The sequence below is a fragment of the Oceanococcus sp. HetDA_MAG_MS8 genome (assembly GCA_019192445.1).
In the GTDB taxonomy this organism is placed as follows: Bacteria; Pseudomonadota; Gammaproteobacteria; order Nevskiales; family Oceanococcaceae; genus MS8.
Window position 1 is genome coordinate 443,141 of the sequence record JAHCMK010000002.1, and the last position, 19,233, is coordinate 462,373.

Here is a 19,233-nt window from a genome sequence, read left to right on the forward strand (position 1 = left end):
GGAGTGCAGCGTCGTCGCCCAGCACTGCGCTTAACCCTGACCGCCAGCATCCAGGCTCAGCAGGTAGTCGTAGACCTCAGCAGTCGGGCAGTCAGCAAACCGTGCGAGCGCCTTGGCCAGCCTCCGCGGCGGCATGGAACCGTGCAGGCTCATCGCCAGCTCGCGCAGCTCAGCGCTCATGCCGACGGCTTTTGCAGCGGGCGCCGGCGCGAACAACACCACAAACTCACCGCGTCGATCTGGGCCATCACCGGCGGCCCAGGCTGCCATGTCCTCTAAGCGACCGGAGTACACCGACTCATAGCGTTTAGTCAGTTCACGCACTAAGCAAGTCTGCCGCTCTGCGCCCCACTGCGCCTGGGCATCAGCCAGCATGGCAGCCAGCCGATGCGGGGCCTCATAGAACACCAGAGTCCGAGTCTCCTGCGCCAAACTTGCCAAACGCGTTTGCCTGGCCTTGCTTTTGGCGGGAAGAAAACCCTCGAAGCTAAACCGCTCGGTGGGCAGGCCAGACACGCTGAGGGCCGCAATGAGTGCACAAGGACCGGGGATGGGCGTGACCTTAATCCCAGCCGCGCGGCAAGCCTCAACCAGCCCATACCCAGGATCAGAGATCAAAGGTGTCCCGGCATCTGAAATCAACGCGATATTCTCACCGGACTGAAGGCGCTCCAGCACCATTTGCAGCTGCGAATTTTCGTTATGCGCGTGCCAGCTGCGCAAAGGGCTACGGATGTTGAAGTGCTTGAATAAGGACCCGCTGTGCCGAGTATCTTCAGCGAGTACCAAATCCGCGCGCTGCAGCACCTCCACGGCCCGGGGACTCATGTCCGCCAAATTCCCAATGGGCGTCGCCACAATAAAAAGCTGCCCTACCTGTAGCGCCAAAACCGATACCTCAGTGCCAAGATCGTCGACCAAATAGGCATACTACGTGGCATGAACACACTCTGGCATCGATTGTTCTGCGCTGGTCTTTTGCTGCTCCTACTGGGCTGTAGCAATCTACCGGCCAGATCTGGCAGCGTCACGAGCCCCACACAGAGCACCGCGCCGGCCACGGGCGAGCTAACGCCGGAGCAGCAACGCCAACGGGCCAAGGAGCTAGAGTCGGCGGCAGAGCTCGCCACCGAGGCGCAGGAGCGCTTCAACAACTTGGTCGAAGCAGGCTGGCTCTATGGGCAAGCCGCAGCAGCGGACGATCTTCTCCGCATTCTAGACCGCCTGGGCGCCATCACTGCGGTAAGCAGCAGCGAGATGCAGTGGCAAATTCGGGTGCTGCAAGCACGCTGGCATATCTTGCGTCGCGAACCACTCCTGGCCTTAAGTCGCATCCAAAGCGCCGCTCCCGCCATTGATGTGCGTTGGCGGTTTTATACCGCTTTGACCCGCGCGCTAGCCCTAGAGCAGCTCCAAGATGGTGTGTCTGCCATCCAAGCTTTGGTGGCGGCCGCCCAACCTCCATTGTCAGCACCACTGGAAGCGCAGCGCGTCGCGCGCATTCATCAACTCCTGCAAAGTACGGATTTGTATTGGTTGGAGCCGACTCGTGGCCTCAACCCAACTGTGCGCGGCTGGCTGGACTTAGGTGAAATTGGCCGCAAGTTATGGCCCGACTCGCAAAGCCTAGAACAAGCGCTCAATGGCTGGAAGCGTAGTTACCCCCGGCATCCTGGCATGGATCTGATCGATGACCTGGGCCAGCAAGCTCAGGCACTGCTCGCCGACGCGCCCAGCCACATTGGTCTGCTCTTACCACTCAGCGGACGCTTGGCGGAACCCGCTGCAGCCATCCGGGACGGCTTCATGGCGGCGTATTTCAATCGCGGCGAAAACCGATTACGGGTGGATGTCTTCGATACCCACGCCCGCGGCGCTAAGGCCGCCTTTGATGAGGCGGTTGCGGCAGGCGTCGATTTGATTGTTGGCCCCCTACAACGAGACTCAGTGCAGCAAACGCTGCAACACAATGCCTTCCAGCTTCCGCAACTGGCCTTGAATGCGGCGCCACAGGGCTACGCGCAGCGGCCCTGGTTGCTGAGCTTAGCCCTCCCCCCAGAAGACGATGCCGCCAGCGCCGCGCGTCTTGCCCTGGCCCAAGGACATACTCGCTTGGTGGCCTTGCGTGCAGACTCAGACTGGGCCGCGAGAGCGGTACAAGCCTTGGAGGACAGTCTGCTATTGGAAGGAGGCAGTCTCCTGGATAGCATGCGTTTCGAGTCCACCAGCGAAAGCTACCCGCAGGCCATCCAAGCCGTGCTGCAGCTAGAACGTAGCCGGGATCGTGCGCAGCGCGTACAGCGCACCCTCGGCCGTGATATCGAGTTTGAAACCATCCGCCGCCAGGACGCCGATGCCCTGTTTTTAGCAGCCGGCCTGGACGACGCCCGGCAAATACGGCCGCAAATCAAGTTCTACCAAGCCGCAGATCTTCCCATCTACGCCAGTGGTCGGCTTTTTGATGGTCAGGTTGATGAGGCGGAACGCGACCTCAACGGTGTGTACTTCTGCTCTAGCCCCTGGCTGCTAGGCTCTAATGAAAACTGGCGGGCCCAGCGTCAGCAGTTTCAGGAATGGGATGCCGCTGCGGACAGCCGCTGGGCTCGATTTCATGCCCTGGGGCACGATGCGTACTTGCTGGCCACGCAGGCCCGAGCAGGACGTTGGCCCAGCAATGTGGTTGTCAGTGGCGCCAGTGGCGATTTCCACTTGCTAGGACGCGCTAGGCCAGAGCGGCGACTCCCATGCGCCGTTTTTCGGGAAGGTCGCCCGGAGGTGGTCGCCCAGCCGTGATCTGCGGCGCCGCAGCCGAACAGGAGGCCCTCAGCTGGCTCCGTCAGCGGGGCTTGGTACTGGTGCAACAAAACTATCACTGCCGCGGCGGCGAAATCGATCTCATCATGCGCGACCAGCAGACCCTGGTCTTTGTTGAAGTTCGCGCGCGGGCAGCTGGGAGTATGGTCCGGGCTGAGGACAGCATCGACGCGCGCAAGCAGCTGCGCATAGGCCGGGCCGTGCGCCACTACTTAGCGCAGCACCCCGCTGCGGCTGATCAATATCTGCGCGTGGACGTGCTGGCTCATAACGGGCAGCAATGGCGTTGGCTTAAGCATGTTATGGAGTTTGCATGAGCGAGTGGGCAGACCTGGAAGCAAGCTTGCAGGGTGATGTGTTGACTGATCCGGCGGATTGCTTGGCCTATGGTTTTGACAATTCCCGCCGTGAGCAAAATCCTGCCGCGGTGGTAATAGCCAATCATGCCCAAGATGTGCAAGCCGCCGTTCGCTGGTGTGCACGGCATCAGCGGCCACTGACGGTACGCGGCCGCGGCACCAACACGGTCGGTGCCAGCGTGCCCCTCGCACGTGGGCTGGTCTTGAGTATGGAGCGCATGGACCGGGTCATCGACTATCAGCCTGCGGACCGCTACATCGAGGTGGAAGCCGGAATAGTTAACCAAGCCGTCCAGGACCACGTGGCCCCTGACGGCCTGTTCTGGGCCCCAGACCCCACAAGCGCCCCTTATTCCAGTGTTGGCGGCAACCTGGGTTGTAATGCCGGTGGCCCCAAGGCCGTACGGTATGGAACCTGCCGGGATAACGTGTTGGGCCTGAGCGCAGTGATTGGCAATGGCGAGCTCATTCGCGTGGGTGCGAGGACCACCAAAGCCGTGGTGGGGTTGGATTTGACCCGCTTACTGGTGGGGTCAGAGGGCACCTTGGGCATTATCACCTCGGCAGTGCTGCGCCTCACTCCGCGGCCGGCGGCCAGGCGAGCAGCGCGCATCGAGTTTGCGTCTGTGGCCGCCGCTGCGCAGGGCGTCGCTACGCTGCTCAGCCAGCCCGTAGGTCCGTCGGTGTGCGAGTTTTTAGATGATCGCGCCGTTGGGCTGATCCGCGACGATGTGGCCTTGGACGATGACACCCAGGCGGTACTACTGGTGGAGTGTCATGCCGATCACGCCCAATTGCACAGCATCACCCAAGCCTGGAAGCAGACTTTGGGATCGTCTTTTTGCGCCTGGGAGGACAGCGACGACCCCTCCGAGATGCTGGCCTTATGGGCTGCGCGTAAAGCGCTATCGCCGCGGCTTCGTCGCCTGGCCCCCAACAAAACCAACGAAGATGTCGTGGTGCCGGTATCCAAAATCCCCCAGCTGGTCGCCACGGTCGCCGGGCTTTCAGAGCGGCATGGCATCCCTATTGTGTGTTTTGGCCATGCCGGCAATGGCAACTTGCATGTCAATTTGATGTACGACAAAAACAACCCGGCGCAACTGGCCGAACATGACCAATGCTTGGAAGGCGTGTTCAGAGCAGCGCTAGAGTGCGGCGGCAGCCTCTCGGGCGAGCATGGAGTGGGCCTGGCCAAACGCGACTTTGTGCATTGGGAGTTGGACCCAGCAACTTTGGCTGCAATGCGTAGCGTCAAACATGCGCTGGACCCGCACGGCATTCTCAACCCCGATAAAGGTCTGCCGCCAGTCGCTCCTGACTAACTCATTCGGGTGCTTTGGCTTTTCGCCTCATGTCAGCCACTGACACCGCACGAAGACCTGCCACGTCAGCTTCTAGCGGCCGCTCGCGGCGCGTCGTGGCTGCTAATGATTGCGTGCGCGCTTGGCAGCTCGTTGATCGCTGGCAGCTACTTGACCACTTTGAGATGACTGCCGCGTGGCGGCGGTGGAGCATCCGGTGGGGGCTCATCCGGGGCCTCAGTGGATTGCGCCTCGGCCTTCAGTTCAGGCGGGAAAATCATACCCTCGCCGCTCTCGCGCACGACAAAGGCCTCAATGCTATCCAGGGGCAGTTGCAGGCGAAAAATCTCACCAGAGAACCGGGCCAGCGCGCGCACACCCCAGGCCGATATATCGCGCTCACGCGTCGCTCGCTGACTAATGTTCAGGCTGATTTTGCCGTCTTCAACCCCGCTGGGTGGCACTTGCACCCCGGCATGTTCAGCGTTGACTAACACCATCGGCGTCCAGCCATTGTCCTCGGCCCAGTCGCATAGGGCTCGCAGCAAATAGGGTTTGCGAGGAATTGTCTCGCTCATTTATACGGCTCCTAGCGCGCGTTCGGCCCGCGTTAAGCTGGTTTGAAACGCTGGTCGCTGGCTCATGCGCTGCGCATAAGCACGTAGCGTTGCGCAGCTTGCAGGCCAGCTGTATGCGTAAGTTTTCAAGCGCCACAACATAGGCATCAAGTAAATGTCGGCCAAGCTGAGACTGGTTCCTAACAAGAATTTACGCTGACCTAGCAGGCTGTCGAAGCCTACCAGCGCCGCAGCGATGGTCTTCTTGCTGGCCCCGCCCTCCAGAGGGTCTTCCAAGTCGTCGCGTAAGATTCGCGCGGTCATCCGCAAACGTGCGCGACCGGCGGGATCACTGGGCATCATCGGCGGGAAGGGATAGCGCTCGTCCAGGTACTCGGCAATGATGTCGATCCCGGCGACGACCAGATTCCGCTCGACCAGGGTGGGCAAGTCATGCCGTGCATTGAGGACCAATAAATCCTCATTTTGGTCGCCAGCCTCGACAGCAATCAAATGCATAGCTTCGATGCCCTTCTCCGCAATCATCCAGCGCAAGCGCTGGCTGTCGAGGTCCTCTGGACAATGAAACAAGCTGAGCCCGTTTTGTGAAGTACGACTTCGCCCCATCACACCAGTTTAGCCCGCATAGCCTACAAACTCAGTGAATTGCTGCCGCTGAAGCCTGTAGCACCATAAAAAAAGCGGGCGCTCAATGAGCCGCCCGCTGAATAATACTGGCTGCTACACCAGCAATGGCCCGCTTTATGTCATAGAGGGGCCTGATGCAATGCCTCAGTGCACGTCTTTCCAGAACTCGCGCTTGATCATGTAGGTCAGCGGGATGAGCAGGAAGATGTACAACAAAGCCCACTTACCGCGCGAGTGCATGGTTTCTTTACCAGGCTCTGCAGCGTAGCTCAGGAAGTTGGTGATATCGCCCACGAAGCGGTCGTATTCCGCAGGGCTGAGCAAACCAGCTTGAACGATCTCAAACTTGGGCCCGCTGTGACCACCATGACCGCCATGGCCATGGTCCTCTTCTTCCCCATGCGACTCCACAGGCACCTTGTAACCTTCTAATTGACCCAGCACGTGGGGCATAGATGCACCAGCCAACTGCTTGTTGTTCACGCCCGTAGGCTTGCTGGGGTCTAAGTAAAAGGTCTTCAGGAAGCTGTAAATCCAGTCGGCTCCGCGAGCACGAGCTGTCAGACTCAAGTCCGGCGGTACCTGGCCAAACCAATTGGCGGCAGCTTCCGAGGGCATGGCGCTCTTGATCGGCTCACCAGGCTTAGTGGAGGTGAACATCAAGTTTTCTTTGAGCAGCCCTTCAGGAATCTCATTGTCTTCCGCCATACGCCCATAGCGCAGGTACTTCAACGAATGACAGCCGCTGCAGTAGTTCATGAAGTTCGCAGCGCCCCGTTGTACCGAGGCTTTATTGCTCGTATCCACTTCGTAATGAAGCAGCGCACCACCACCCGCAGCGTGTGCGGCACCGGTCAGGCACAGGATGAGTGTGAGAAATAAACCTTGCTTGCTCATGAGGTCACCCGCGACGGCTCTGGCTTGGTGCTATCGATCTTGGAGTAGATCGGCATTAGCAGGAAGAACAGGAAGTAAATCACGGTGCCGATGCGCGCCATCAACGTCTTGGTTTCCGACGGCGCTTCAACGCCCAGCCAGCCCAGGACAACGAAGGTCACCGCAAATACGCCCAAGGCGATTTTGGTCAGCAGGCCTTTGTAGCGGATGGAGCGCACATTCGAGCGATCCAACCAGGGCAGTGCGAACAAGATGCCAATGGCGGAGAACATCACGATCACGCCACCGAGTTTGTCGGGCACGGCGCGCAGCATGGCGTAGTAGGGGGTGAAGTACCACACCGGAGCAATGTGCTCTGGAGTCACTGCCGGGTTCGCCTCGACAAAGTTCGGCTTCTCCAGGAAGTAACCACCCATCTCCGGGGCAAAGAAGACAATGGCGAAGAAAAAGGCCAGGAAGACGGCCACACCGAAGATGTCTTTCACCGTGTAGTAGGGGTGGAAGGCAATCCCATCCAAAGGCACGCCGTTTTCGTCTTTGTTTTTCTTGATATCGATGCCGTCAGGGTTGTTGGAACCCACTTCATGCAAGGCCATCAAGTGCGCCACAACCAGCCCGACCAAGACGAAGGGCAGGGCCACAACGTGCAAGGAGAAGAGGCGGTTCAGCGTAGCGTCCGAGGGCACGTAGTCGCCCTGAACCCAAATCACCAAGTCTTGACCAATGACCGGGATGGCACCGAACAGCGAGATGATCACCTGGGCGCCCCAGTAGCTCATCTGGCCCCAGGGCAATACATAACCCGCGAAGGCTTCGGCACACAGCACCAAGTAGATCAAACAGCCAAAGATCCAGATCAGCTCCCGCGGTTTACGATAAGACCCGTAAAGCAAGGCACGGAACATATGCAGATACACCACAATGAAGAAGGCTGAGGCCCCTGTGGAGTGCAAATAACGGATCAAATCGCCAAAGGGCACATCACGCATGATGTACTCCACCGAAGCGAAGGCCTCAGCTGCCGATGGCTTGTAGTGCATGGCCAGGAAAATCCCGGTCAGCAGCTGGTTCACCAAAACCAAGGTGGCCAGCGATCCGAAGTAGTACCAGAAATTAAAGTTCTTCGGTGCGTAGTACTCGGAGATGTGATCTTTCCAGATCTTGGTCAGCGGGAAGCGATCATCGATCCAGCCGACGACACCTGTAGTGCCATGAGGGTTGACTTGAATACCCATTGTTAAGCTACCTCCGTATCTTCACCGACAACAATGGTGTTGTCGTCTACGTAACGGTACGGGGGAATGGGCATGTTTAGAGGCGCAGGAACGCCCTTGTAAACCCGTCCCGCGAGGTCAAACTTGGAACCGTGGCAGGGGCAGAAAAAGCCGCCTAGCCAATCTTTACCCAAATCTTCAGCTGGGTAATCCGGGCGGAAAGTCGGCGAGCAGCCCAAGTGCGTACAACGACCCACCATCACCAGAACTTCGGGCCTTAGAGCCCGCGACTGGTTTTGGGCGTATTCCGGCTGTTGGTCTTGCTCGGAGGCCGGATCGCTGAGTTTGGGCTCGATCTTGTCGAGGTTACTCAACATTTCCGGCGTACGGCGAACCACCCACACTGGGCTTCCGCGCCAAGTGGTGATCAGCAGCTGGCCTTCTTCCAGCTTGGAAATGTCGACCGTCACCGGAGCCCCAAGCGCTTTGGCGCGTTCACTGGGTGCCATAGACGCCAAGAATGGACGCGCGGCTGCCACCACACCTACACCACCCACGGCGACTCCGGTCAGGGTTAAGAAGCGACGCTTGCTATCGTCGACGCCTGCTGTGCTCATTCACGCACTCCCGGTACAAACCCATACGGGCCTGTTCATCGTTTCGTTTAAGGATTGGATGCGGAGCGTCCACGGACCCAAGCCGCAATCCCCGCAAAGCCGCGTGATTTTAGCACGCACTGCAGCACGGAGCATGGCGCGGCCCTGAGGCAGGCTCGCATCAGGCTAGAGGGCTAGGTCAGCTTGGCCCAAGCCGCAGCCAGAGCGCGATTTTCCTCCGGCGTGCCCACGCTAACGCGTAAACAATGCTCGAGCTGAGGATGGCCCCCATGCAGACACTTGACCAAAATGCGATCTGCATCTCGCAGCTGTGCATGCCAAGCGGGCGCATCCGGTACACGCAGCAGCAGGAAGTTCGCGGCGCTGGGAAACACCGTCACATCTGGCCTAGCCAGCGCTTGAGCCAACCAGGAGCGCTGCTCTTTCAGCACCTCAACCTGCGCCGCAAAGGCTTGCGCATGCTGCAGGCAGAGCAGACCGAGCTCCTGGCTCAACACATTGGTGTTGTAGGGCGGCCGCACTTTCTCGAGTTGCTCGCAGACCGCAGGCGCTGCCTGCACGAAGCCTAAGCGCAGCCCGGCAAGGCCCCACTTCGACAGGGTTCGCAGCAACACCACATTAGGCGCTTGGCTTGCAATCGCCGCTCCGTCCTGGTCCGCGTAGGGAATGTAGGCCTGATCCAAGACAAACAAGCCCGGACAGGCTGCCGCTAAGCGCAGAATATCCGCTTCGGAATAGAGGTTGCCCGTAGGGTTATTCGGGCTGGCCAGGAAAAACAGCGCTGGCTGCTCGCGCTCAATAGCGGCCAAAGTGGCGTCCATATCCAGGCTAAAATCAGGCTGCAGGGGCACAGCTTGATAGTTGAGCCCTAAGGCCTGCGCGCTATGGCGGTACATCACAAAGCAGGGCTCCGGCGCCAACACACAGGCACCGGGGCGCAGCACAGCCGTCATCAGCAAGCTGATTAATTCATCCGAGCCATTGCCCAACACACAGGCATAGCCTGGCGGCGCTGGGAATTCCGCCGCCAGAGCCTCCTTTAAAGCCTGACCCGCAGCATCGGGGTAGCGATTGGTTGGCAAAGCCGCCACACGCTGAGCAAAGGCCTGCACCACCTCTGGCGGCAAGCCAAAGGGGTTTTCCATGGCGTCCAGCTTGATCAAGCCCGTACTGGACGGCACCTGATAGGGCTGCATCTGCTCTAGGGCCGGATTCCACTGCATCGCCACGCCTTAGTTACTCCTGTGAGCCGCGCTGAGCGGCCGACTCCGCATGCGCATGCAAGCCCTCGCTGCGGGCCATGACGGCGCTGGTCTGCGCCAACTCTGCGGCGCTGGCAGCGTCGCGCACCTGTAGCAGGCTACTGCGCTTGAGAAAGTCAGTAACCCCCAAGGGCGAGGCAAAACGGGCGGTGCCGGCCGTGGGCAACACATGGTTAGGCCCGGCGCAATAATCCCCAAAGCTTTCCGGACACCATGCGCCCAAGAAAATCGCGCCAGCATGGCGCAGTTTGGGCAGCAGTGCCTCAGGGTCGGCGGTGGCCACCTCCAGGTGCTCTGGTGCCAGCAGATTAGACAAAGCGCAGGCCGCGTCTAAGTCCGGCACCTGAATCAGCGCGCCACGATCACGAATGGCCGTAGCAATGACTTCGGCGCGTGGCTGCTGCTCTAGCAAAGCCTGCATGTGCTCGGCCACCGCATCCAAGTAGTTGGAGTCTGGGCACAGCAGCAAGGACTGCGCCTGCTCATCATGCTCGGCCTGAGCGAACAAATCCCAGGCCATCCACTCCGCGGGCGCACTGCCATCGGCAATGATTAACACCTCGGAAGGCCCGGCAATCATGTCGATGCCCACCTTGCCGAAGACTTGGCGCTTGGCCGCCGCCACCCAGGCGTTACCTGGGCCGACAATTTTGTCCACAGCAGGAACCGTATCGGTTCCGTAGGCCAGCGCAGCCACAGCTTGCGCCCCCCCCACCTGAAATAAGCGGTCGACACCGGCCAGTTCAGCGCAGGCGAGCACCACCGGATTCAAAGCCCCGCTGGGAGCCGGCGCGGTCATGATGATGTCTTCCACGCCCGCCACTTTGGCTGGGATCACGTTCATCAATACCGACGAGGGGTAACTGGCTTTGCCACCAGGCACGTACACGCCCGCTCGGTCGATGGGCGTAAAGCGCTGACCGAAACGATTGCCGGCTTGGTCTTCAATCCAGACATCATCGGGTTTGGTGGCCTGCGCGTAGTTGCGAATGCGCTGTGCAGCCAGCTCTAGAGCCGCCCGTAGTTCTGGGTCCAAACCCGCAAGCGCCGCCTGCCACTGCGCACGCGGCACTTCCAAACCAGCAGCCGACTCGGCTTGGGCGCCGTCGAAACGCTGGGCGTAGTCCAATAAGGCCGCGTCGCCACCATCGCGTACGGCCTGAATAATCTCCGCCACACGCGCCATATGTGCAGGGTCGGCAACAGGCTCTGTGGCTCGCAAGGCATCTAAAGCTGCACCGAAGTTGGCGTCGGTACTATTCAGGCGGCGAATCCACTCGCTCATGCGCGAACCTCTTCCAGCGCTTGAATCAGATTACGAATGGCAGTGCTTTGCTGCTTCAAAGCCGCCTTATTCACGATGAGGCGACTGCTGACCTGGTCGATGTCTTCAATGGCCTCTAGGCCGTTGGCCTTGAGGGTGTTGCCGGTATCTACCAAGTCCACAATTAAATCGGCCAAGCCCACCAGCGGTGCCAACTCCATAGAACCGTAGAGCTTGATGATTTCCACCTGCTGACCACGTTGCGCAAAGTAATCACGGGCTTGCTGCACATATTTGGTGGCGACGCGCCAGCGGCGATTCGCCGGCGGCGTCCAGCCCACCGGCGCCGCCAAGCAAAGCCGACAGCGGGCAATGTTCAGGTCCAAAGGCTCATACAGCGTTTGGCTGCCAAACTCGCGCAGCACATCTTTGCCCGCGATACCCAATTGGGCCGCACCATGCTCCACATAAGTAGGAACATCGCTGGAACGCACGATGAGCAAGCTGTCCACCGGGCCGTCTGCGGCGATGCGCAGTTCCCGTGTGCGCCCTAAATCTTGGCGTGGGCGAATGCCCACCCGCTCCAATAAGGGGAGGGTGTCTTCGAGGATGCGCCCTTTGGCCAGGGCCATGGTTAATCCGCTCATTGCACTCGCTTCACAGTGGCGCCTAAGGCCGCCAGTTTGTCCTCAATATGTTCATAGCCACGGTCCAGGTGGTAAATCCTGTTCACCGTGGTCACGCCTTCAGCCGCCAAAGCCGCAATGACCAAACTGGCCGAGGCGCGTAAATCCGTGGCCATAACCGGGGCTGCGCCCAGCTGCGGCTTGCCATGAATCACCGCAGTGTGGTTTTCGATACGGATGTCCGCCTGCATGCGGATGAGCTCCAGCAAATGCTGGAAGCGATTCTCGAACACCGTCTCGGTGACGGTGCCCACACCCTCTGCCACCGCATTCAAAGCACAAAACTGAGCCTGCATATCGGTAGGAAATGCCGGGTGAGGCGCGGTATGAATGTTGACCGCACGAGGCCGACGCCCCTGCATATCTAAGCTGATCCAGTCTGGCCCGGTGGCCAAGGTGGCGCCAGCTTGCATTAATTTCAGCAGAACCGCGTCTAGCAAATCAGGGCGGGTGTGGGTGATCCGAATCTGCCCTCGACTGAGCGCCGCCGCCGCCAAAAAAGTTCCGGTTTCAATGCGGTCTGGGAGGATGTGATGCGTTGCACCGTGCAGTTTTGCGACGCCATCCACCACAATCGTCGAGGTTCCATCACCTTGAATGCGTGCGCCCATCTTTCGTAGGCAGTCAGCCAGATCAACGATCTCGGGCTCGCGCGCCGCGTTCTCTAAGATGGTTTGGCCTTCGGCCAGGGCCGCGGCCATCAGCACCACTTCAGTGCCGGTCACCGACACCACTTCCATCATCACCCGCGCGCCTTTAAGGCGTTTGGCCTTAGCGCGCACATAACCATCTTCAACGGTGATTTCCGCGCCCAGCGCGGCCAGGCCATCCAGGTGCACCTGCACCGGGCGGGCACCAATGGCGCAACCACCGGGGAGCGATACCTCTGCCTCTCCATGTTTGGCCAGCAAAGGCCCCAACACCAAAATGGAGGCGCGCATGGTGCGTACCAGCTCGTAATCGGCGTGGCAGTGGCGTAGCTGGTTCGCCTGCAGGCTCAGCTGCCCTGGTGTGCTGGCATCAACCGCGCAGCCCAAGTCGGCCAGCAGCCGCGTTAAGGTGCGGACATCTGCCAGATCGGGCACGCGCTCCAGATGCAGCGGCTCATCACTGAGTAAGGCTGCGGCCATCAATGGCAGCGCGGCATTCTTAGCCCCGGAGGCGGCCACTTCACCCTTGAGGGTGCATGGCCCGGTAATTTGCAGGCGGTCCATGCGGGTTAAGCGCTCGCTTCTTCCGGCGTTAAGGTTTTGAGGGCCAAGGCGTGAATTTCACGCCCCATGCGCGGGCCTAGGGCGGCATAAACCTTGCGGTGGCGTGCCACCGTGTTCAAGCCGCTGAATTCGGCACAGACAACCACGGCCTCGAAGTGGGCACCGTCGTCACCTTTGACTTGAATTTGAGCTTCGGGAAGGCCGGCTTGAATCCAGCCAGCGATGTCTTGAGCTTGAGTCATGGGGGATTACCTCAGGTTCGCTGAAATTAAGGGCGCAGACGAGTACCGCGCGCGAGCAGGCTGAGTGCCAGCGTCGACAACGCCACTAGCAGCCCTCCCACGACGGCCAAACTGCGCCATGCACTGGCGTCCGACACGCCAAAAAAGCCGTGGCGCAGCCCGTCGATCATGTAAAAAACCGGATTGTACAGGGAGGCCTGGGCCCAAAAGTCGGGCAGGCTGTTAATGGAATAGAACACGCCCGACAAAAACGACAAGGGCATGATCAAATAATTCTGAAAGGCCGCCATGTGCTCGAACTTCTCGGCAAAAATTCCTGCAATCAGCCCGGTCACTGCCAAACAGCCCGCCGAAAGCACCACCATGGTGATGGCCAGCAGGGCATTGTTGAGGGGGAGCGGCACAAAGAACCAGCCCACGATGTACAAGCACAGGCCCACCAGTAACGCTCTGGCCACAGCCGCCAGCACGTAGGCGGCAAAAATTTCCACCGTGGACAGCGGCGGCAACAAAATAAAGACCAAGTTACCGTTGATTTTGGATTGGGTCAGGCTGGACGCGCTGTTGGCAAAGGCATTTTGCATGGCGCTCATCATGATTAGCCCCGGCACCAAAAAGGCGGTGTAACTCACACCGTCATAGACCTGCACCCGGTCGGCGAGCACCTGCTGAAACACCAGTAAATACAGCAGCGAGGTAATCACCGGTGAGGTCACCGTCTGGCCTGCCACCTTCATAAAGCGGCGGACTTCCTTAGCCAGTAGTGTTCTAAAGCCTAGGGTGTTCATGCGCGCTTCTCCCGGCTGGTCAGCTCTACAAACACATCTTCTAGGCGGGCATCACGCGTGCGCACATCACGGATACCTCCAGCTTGGGTATTTAAAGTGTCGAGCACGGCGCCCATATCATCGCGGTTTTTGTCCAAACGCAGCTCCCACTCCCCATCAGTACCAGCCACCAGCAAGGGCTTGAGCGACTCGGGCAGCTCAGCCGCGGCGGTTTGCACATGTAAGAAGCGATAGGGATGGCGGGCGAGCAACTCCTGGGTGGATTCGCGCACCTGCACTTGGCCACGATCCAAAATGGCAATGTTGCGGCACAGTCCTTCGGCTTCTTCCAAGTAGTGTGTGGTGAGCACAATGGTGTGGCCTTCGCTGTGCAAACGCTGCGTGAACTCCCACAACGTGCGGCGGAGTTCAACATCAACACCGGCCGTGGGCTCATCCAAGATCACCACCGGGGGCCGATGCACCAAGGCCTGGGCGATGAGCACCCGGCGCTTCATACCACCCGACAATGCGCGCATGGTGGAGTCGCGCTTATCGTCTAAATCTAGGGCGCGAATGAGTTCGTCGATCCACCCCCAGCTCTCTTTGCCACAGCCAAAATACCCGGCCTGTATGCGCAGCATGTTCTGCACAGTGAAGAAGGGGTCATACACCAGCTCTTGGGGCACCACCCCCAAGTTGCGTCGCGCTTGGCGATACTCGGCCACGGTGTCATAACCCATCACCGCAACTTGTCCACTGCTCTTGCGTAGCAGACCTGCGATAATTCCAATGAGGGTTGATTTACCGGCGCCGTTGGGCCCTAGCAAGCCAAAAAAATCACCTTGCGCGATATCGAGGCTGACATCTTGAAGGGCTTGCAAGTCGCCATAGGACTTGCTCACGTTGCGTATTGCGAGTGCGGCGGTCATTCCGGACGATCGTGCAAAGCCCGTCAGTATACCTGCCACATTCATTTACCCTGGCCCTAGCAATCCTTGAGTCACCGTCCCCACCACCACAGTGCTGCGTTTTCGCGCCCCCGCAAAGCTCAACATTGCCAGCTAGGCGGCTTCGCCGCGGAGCGGTTTGACCCAGCGCAGTAATGGCCTCAGCCGGCGCCACGCCAAAACGATGAACCAAGGATGATGGACTAAGCATGCTATTCGACATCTTGTTACTCGTTGCTGGCCTGGCCCTGCTGACGTGGTCGGCCGACCGGTTTATCGCAGCAGCCGCCAGCTTGGTGCGGCACTGGGGCGTGAGTCCCATGCTGGTGGGCGTATTCGTCTTGGGCGTAGGCACCTCTGCGCCAGAGATTGCGGTATCTATCAATGCCAGCCTGCGCGGCGTTCCCGATATTGCCTTGGGCAATGCCTTGGGCTCCAACATCACCAACATTGGCTTGGTGCTCGCTATTTGCGCCCTGGTCCGCCCCCTGCCGGTGTTATCCACAGCCCTGCGCGGCGAGTTCCCCGCTGTATTGGGGGTAGGCCTGTTAGTGCTTGCCATCGTTTGGGATGGCCAATTTGTCCGCTGGGAAGGCCTAGGCCTGCTCGGCCTGTTTTTGCTGGTCATGGGCTGGCTGGCTTGGCGCAGCTTGCGCGGCCCTGCCGATGATCCTTTGCTGGCCGAAATTCAAGCGCATAGCGAGCCCGAAATGGCGCTGCGCCCAGCCCTACTCTGGCTGCTCGTGGGGCTGATTGGCTTGCCATTGTCGGCCGATATATTCGTGCAGGGCGCCAGCGGCATTGCCCGCAGCCTGGGTGTGAGCGAGCTGGTCATTGGGCTCACCATCGTGGCTTTTGGCACCAGCCTGCCGGAACTCGCAGCCTCCTTAGGCAGCGCGCTCCGCGGCGAAACAGAAATGGCCTTGGGCAACATTTTAGGCTCCAACCTGTTTAATGCCCTGATTGTGTTTGGCGTTCCTGGAGCCCTAGCGCCCGGCGCCGTCGATGCTGCGCTACTCACGCGGGATGTGCCCCTGATGTTGGCGCTCACCGTGTTTTTGTATGCCGTCTCCATCTGGCGCAAGCAGGTCGGCCGTGTGAGCGGAGCGCTGATGTTAAGCAGCTTCGCGGGCTACCTTTTTATACTGGCCACTTAAACGCAGCACCCCAAAGCACATGACAGACGCCACCTTACTGGCGATGGGCCGCGCGGTCCTCGACACCGAAGCTCAGGCCTTGCTGGATCTGAAGCAGCGTATTGATGCGCCTTTTGTGCAGGCCTGCCAGATTCTGCTGGGGTGCGAAGGCCGCATTGTTGTCACCGGCATGGGCAAATCCGGGCATATCGGCGGCAAGATCGCTGCCACCCTGGCAAGTACGGGCAGCCCCGCCTTCTTCGTTCACCCCGGCGAAGCCAGCCATGGCGATCTGGGCATGATTACCCGCCAAGACGTCATCATCGCGCTGTCGTATTCGGGCGAAACCGCCGAGCTGGCCACGCTACTGCCGATTATCAAACGCCAAGGCGTACCGCTGGTTGCGCTCACGGGCCGCCCAGAGTCCACGCTGGCCCAAGCCGCAGATGTGCATCTGGATGTGAGCGTAGCCAAAGAGGCCTGCCCCTTGAACCTGGCACCCACCGCCAGCTCCACCGCCACCTTGGCCATGGGCGATGCTCTGGCGGTGGCCATGCTGGATGCGCGCGGGTTTACCGCCGAAGACTTTGCCCGCTCGCACCCAGGCGGCAGCTTGGGTCGGCGGCTGCTGGTGCATGTGAATGACATTATGCGCAGCGGCGACAAACTCCCGCAGGTCGGTCCCGAAACGCGCCTATCGGAAGCCTTGTTGGAGATCACGTCCAAAGGCATGGGCATGACCGCCGTGGTCACCGACGGCGGCATCATCGCCGGCATCTACACCGATGGTGACCTGCGCCGGAGTTTTGAAGCGGGGGTGGATGTGCACAGCACTCTGGTCCGCGAGGTGATGTCACCGCGACCGCAAACCATTAGCTCGCAGGCGCTGGCTGCTGAGGCGCTGAGCATCATGCAAGAGCGCAAAATTAACGCTCTCTTGGTCTCTGATGATGGCAACCAGCTCAGCGGCGCACTCAACATGCATGACCTGCTCATGGCCGGGGTGGTATGAGCAAGATTCGCCTACTCGTATTGGATGTGGATGGCGTGCTCACTGACGGCAAGCTCTACCACGGCCCAGATGGTCAGGAATGGCGCAGCACTCATGTGCGCGACGGCCTGGGCCTAAAAAAGCTGCGTCAACATGGCATTCAACCCATGGTGATTAGTGGCCGCGGCCCCGGCGGGCTAGACGCCAGGCTGGAAAACTTAGGCGTAGAGCCCCGTTACTGGGGCGAAGATGACAAATGGCCGGTGCTGAAGGCCTATTTGGACGACTGCGGCATCGCCCCTGCAGAAGTAGCCATGATGGGCGATGACGAGCCCGACCTAGCCCTGATGCACAAGGTTGGAATGGCGCTTGCGCCGGCAGATGCGCTGCCTGCCGTACGCGCCTATGCCCATTTCGTCAGCCCTAGTCATGGTGGTCAGGGCGCTGTACGCGAGGCCATAGAGTGGCTGCTGGAGCAACAACCATGAGCCGCCTGTTGGAATGGCGCAACGTGCTGGTGCTGGGCTTGGCTGTGGCCATCCTGATCACCATTAGCGTGGTGCGTCAGAGCTGGCAGCCACGTCCGGCAACGCCGGTCACCCCGCTGAGTGATACTGGGCGCCAGGTGGATTCCTTTTTGCAGCAAACGCAAATTCGCAGCTTCGACGCCGAAGGCGAGCTCATCCAGGCCATGGAGGCGGATGAGGTCACCCATTACAGCGACAACTCCTGGCGCTTGAAAACAGTGCGCCTCACCCGTCTGCCCGGACCCTGGACCCTGCGCGCTAATGAGGGTTATGCCCCGCCGGGGCTGGGCGAACTGGAACTGCGTGGCGAGGTGGTGGTCAACACCGTTATCGATTTGGAAACTCCGGCCACCCTGTTCACTGATGCCATGCGTGTTCACCTCGATCAGCGTTGGCTGGAATCTTTAGCCCCGGTGCGGGTGGAATCAGCGCGCGCCGCAGCCCAAGCCGACCTGCTCAAGGCCAGCCTGGAAAGCGCCGATATAGAGCTGGAAGGCAATGTGCAGGTGCGCCATGAGCCCTAGTCTACGTGCCACCATAACGGGGCTGATGCTACTGGCAGCCAGCCTGGGTAGCACCGCCGTAGTGGCTCAGGATCGCCCGGCATTCCTGGACCCCAACCTAGCCATCTCCGTCGAGGCCGACAGCGCTGAACTGTCTCAAGAGCGCAATGTATCGGTCTACAGGGGCAATGTGCGGCTAGAGCGCGGCCCGCTGGTGTTAACCGGCGACCGCCTGGTGATTAACCGCGACCCCGAGACCAACCGCATTCGCGCCACACTCAGTGGCAGCCCTGCGCGCGCCGACTACCAAGACCCGAATGCCGAGGGCCAACCCGTCGTGGCGACCGCGAGGCGCATTGCCTATGTCACCGGCCAGGAGCTGCTAGAGCTGGAGGGCGCTGCCCAAATTCAACGGGGAGAAGATTCGCTCAAGGGCGAGTCCGTACGCTACGAAATACCGCTGGCCCGTATTCAGGCCGAAGGCGATGCCGACGACCGCGTGCGGATTACCATTCAGGCCCCCAACGACACCCCCACCCCATGAAACTGCGCGCGCATGATTTGCGGAAAACCTACAAGGGACGCACGGTTGTCAACGGCGTCAGCCTGGAACTGGAGGCCGGAGAAACCGTTGGCCTGCTAGGGCCCAATGGGGCCGGCAAAACCACCAGCTTTTATATGATTGTAGGCTTGGTGGCTGCCGATGAAGGTGAGATTACCTTGGGTGAGCACACCATCACCGAGCTGCCACTGTATGCGCGGGCGCGCATGGGCGTGGGCTACTTACCGCAGGAAGCCTCGATCTTTCGCAAGCTCACCGTAGCGCAGAATATCCAGGCCATCTTAGAGCTGCGCAAAGACCTCAGCCGCAAAGACATGTTGGCCGAGCTTGAGAGCCTGCTGGAAGAACTCCACATCACGCATATCCGCGATACCGTGGGTATGGCCTTGTCCGGCGGTGAACGACGCCGCGCTGAAATTGCCCGCGCGCTAGCGGCCAAGCCGCAGTTCATCTTGCTAGATGAACCCTTTGCAGGCGTAGACCCCATTGCCGTTGGCGATATTCAGCAAATCGTCGCCCATTTGCGCCAACGCGGAATTGGGGTGCTGATTACCGACCACAACGTGCGCGAAACCCTGGGCATTTGCTCCCGCGCCTATATTTTGAGCGAAGGCCGGGTGATTGCCGAAGGCCAGCCCCAAGCCATTTTGGATAATGCCGAAGTGCGCCGGGTGTATTTGGGCGAAGACTTCCGCATGTAAGGCCCACGCTGCGAGCCG

Annotated in this window: 22 protein-coding genes; 9 read left to right on the forward strand and 13 right to left on the reverse strand. The window is 60.0% G+C overall.

Annotated elements, in window-relative coordinates:
• Positions 1-30 precede the first annotated feature (30 nt).
• Entirely contained in the window at positions 31-828 is a 798-nt protein-coding gene (gene rsmI / locus KI787_04810) for a 16S rRNA (cytidine(1402)-2'-O)-methyltransferase (GenBank protein MBV6629258.1), read from the reverse strand.
• A gap of 111 nt (positions 829-939) precedes the next feature.
• Here rsmI and KI787_04815 point away from each other — a divergent pair, with 111 nt between their 5' ends.
• The 3 genes from KI787_04815 to KI787_04825 are packed head-to-tail and all read left to right on the forward strand — an operon-like array spanning position 940 to position 4,498.
• A complete protein-coding gene (locus KI787_04815) occupies positions 940-2,793 on the forward strand; it encodes a penicillin-binding protein activator (protein MBV6629259.1) in 1,854 nt (617 codons plus the stop codon).
• Positions 2,745-3,131: a YraN family protein gene (locus KI787_04820; GenBank protein ID MBV6629260.1), complete on the forward strand. Its 387-nt coding sequence runs from the start codon at positions 2,745-2,747 to the stop codon at positions 3,129-3,131. The genes KI787_04815 and KI787_04820 overlap by 49 nt, the downstream gene beginning before the upstream one ends.
• Positions 3,128-4,498 carry an FAD-binding oxidoreductase gene (locus tag KI787_04825; GenBank protein ID MBV6629261.1) on the forward strand — a complete coding sequence of 457 codons (1,371 nt, stop codon included), beginning with the start codon at positions 3,128-3,130 and terminating at the stop codon, positions 4,496-4,498. The genes KI787_04820 and KI787_04825 overlap by 4 nt, the downstream gene beginning before the upstream one ends.
• A 146-nt stretch (positions 4,499-4,644) precedes the next feature.
• On the opposite strand, the gene KI787_04830 is transcribed toward KI787_04825, so the two are convergent.
• The 12 genes from KI787_04830 to KI787_04885 form a co-directional block, all read right to left on the reverse strand.
• On the reverse strand, positions 4,645-5,055 hold the full coding sequence (locus KI787_04830) for a ClpXP protease specificity-enhancing factor (protein MBV6629262.1): 411 nt from the start codon (positions 5,053-5,055) through the stop codon (positions 4,645-4,647).
• The gene (locus tag KI787_04835; GenBank protein MBV6629263.1) at positions 5,056-5,661 is read right to left on the reverse strand and encodes a glutathione S-transferase C-terminal domain-containing protein; all 606 of its coding nucleotides are present in this window, start codon (positions 5,659-5,661) and stop codon (positions 5,056-5,058) included.
• A gap of 165 nt (positions 5,662-5,826) precedes the next feature.
• Positions 5,827-6,579: a cytochrome c1 gene (locus KI787_04840; protein ID MBV6629264.1), complete on the reverse strand. Its 753-nt coding sequence runs from the start codon at positions 6,577-6,579 to the stop codon at positions 5,827-5,829.
• Positions 6,576-7,814: a cytochrome bc complex cytochrome b subunit gene (locus KI787_04845; protein ID MBV6629265.1), complete on the reverse strand. Its 1,239-nt coding sequence runs from the start codon at positions 7,812-7,814 to the stop codon at positions 6,576-6,578. Before KI787_04845 ends, KI787_04840 begins: the two co-directional genes overlap by 4 nt.
• Before the next feature lie 2 nt (positions 7,815-7,816).
• The gene (gene petA / locus KI787_04850; GenBank protein MBV6629266.1) at positions 7,817-8,410 is read right to left on the reverse strand and encodes a ubiquinol-cytochrome c reductase iron-sulfur subunit; all 594 of its coding nucleotides are present in this window, start codon (positions 8,408-8,410) and stop codon (positions 7,817-7,819) included.
• Between the two features lie 173 nt (positions 8,411-8,583).
• The gene (locus KI787_04855) at positions 8,584-9,639 is read right to left on the reverse strand and encodes a histidinol-phosphate transaminase (protein ID MBV6629267.1); all 1,056 of its coding nucleotides are present in this window, start codon (positions 9,637-9,639) and stop codon (positions 8,584-8,586) included.
• A 7-nt stretch (positions 9,640-9,646) separates the two neighbouring features.
• The gene (gene hisD, locus KI787_04860) at positions 9,647-10,957 is read right to left on the reverse strand and encodes a histidinol dehydrogenase (GenBank protein ID MBV6629268.1); all 1,311 of its coding nucleotides are present in this window, start codon (positions 10,955-10,957) and stop codon (positions 9,647-9,649) included.
• Positions 10,954-11,583, reverse strand: coding sequence for an ATP phosphoribosyltransferase (locus KI787_04865; GenBank protein MBV6629269.1), 630 nt, complete (start codon positions 11,581-11,583; stop codon positions 10,954-10,956). Before KI787_04865 ends, hisD begins: the two co-directional genes overlap by 4 nt.
• Positions 11,580-12,836, reverse strand: coding sequence for a UDP-N-acetylglucosamine 1-carboxyvinyltransferase (gene murA / locus KI787_04870; GenBank protein MBV6629270.1), 1,257 nt, complete (start codon positions 12,834-12,836; stop codon positions 11,580-11,582). Before murA ends, KI787_04865 begins: the two co-directional genes overlap by 4 nt.
• 5 nt (positions 12,837-12,841) lie before the next feature.
• On the reverse strand, positions 12,842-13,078 hold the full coding sequence (locus tag KI787_04875) for a BolA/IbaG family iron-sulfur metabolism protein (GenBank protein ID MBV6629271.1): 237 nt from the start codon (positions 13,076-13,078) through the stop codon (positions 12,842-12,844).
• 26 nt (positions 13,079-13,104) lie between these two features.
• Positions 13,105-13,866: an ABC transporter permease gene (locus KI787_04880; GenBank protein MBV6629272.1), complete on the reverse strand. Its 762-nt coding sequence runs from the start codon at positions 13,864-13,866 to the stop codon at positions 13,105-13,107.
• The gene (locus KI787_04885; GenBank protein ID MBV6629273.1) at positions 13,863-14,777 is read right to left on the reverse strand and encodes an ABC transporter ATP-binding protein; all 915 of its coding nucleotides are present in this window, start codon (positions 14,775-14,777) and stop codon (positions 13,863-13,865) included. Before KI787_04885 ends, KI787_04880 begins: the two co-directional genes overlap by 4 nt.
• Positions 14,778-15,004: 227 nt before the next feature.
• On the opposite strand from KI787_04885, the gene KI787_04890 reads away from it, so the two are divergent.
• From KI787_04890 to lptB, 6 genes are read left to right on the forward strand one after another with little or no spacing between them, the layout of a single operon-like run.
• The gene (locus KI787_04890) at positions 15,005-15,952 is read left to right on the forward strand and encodes a calcium/sodium antiporter (protein ID MBV6629274.1); all 948 of its coding nucleotides are present in this window, start codon (positions 15,005-15,007) and stop codon (positions 15,950-15,952) included.
• A 19-nt stretch (positions 15,953-15,971) separates the two neighbouring features.
• Positions 15,972-16,943 (forward strand): KpsF/GutQ family sugar-phosphate isomerase, encoded by a 972-nt coding sequence (locus KI787_04895; protein MBV6629275.1) that lies wholly within the window; start codon positions 15,972-15,974, stop codon positions 16,941-16,943.
• Positions 16,940-17,410, forward strand: coding sequence for an HAD hydrolase family protein (locus tag KI787_04900; GenBank protein MBV6629276.1), 471 nt, complete (start codon positions 16,940-16,942; stop codon positions 17,408-17,410). Before KI787_04895 ends, KI787_04900 begins: the two co-directional genes overlap by 4 nt.
• Entirely contained in the window at positions 17,407-17,973 is a 567-nt protein-coding gene (lptC, locus tag KI787_04905) for an LPS export ABC transporter periplasmic protein LptC (protein MBV6629277.1), read from the forward strand. The genes KI787_04900 and lptC overlap by 4 nt, the downstream gene beginning before the upstream one ends.
• The gene (lptA, locus tag KI787_04910; protein MBV6629278.1) at positions 17,963-18,496 is read left to right on the forward strand and encodes a lipopolysaccharide transport periplasmic protein LptA; all 534 of its coding nucleotides are present in this window, start codon (positions 17,963-17,965) and stop codon (positions 18,494-18,496) included. Before lptC ends, lptA begins: the two co-directional genes overlap by 11 nt.
• The gene (gene lptB / locus KI787_04915; protein MBV6629279.1) at positions 18,493-19,215 is read left to right on the forward strand and encodes an LPS export ABC transporter ATP-binding protein; all 723 of its coding nucleotides are present in this window, start codon (positions 18,493-18,495) and stop codon (positions 19,213-19,215) included. The genes lptA and lptB overlap by 4 nt, the downstream gene beginning before the upstream one ends.
• Positions 19,216-19,233 lie beyond the last annotated feature (18 nt).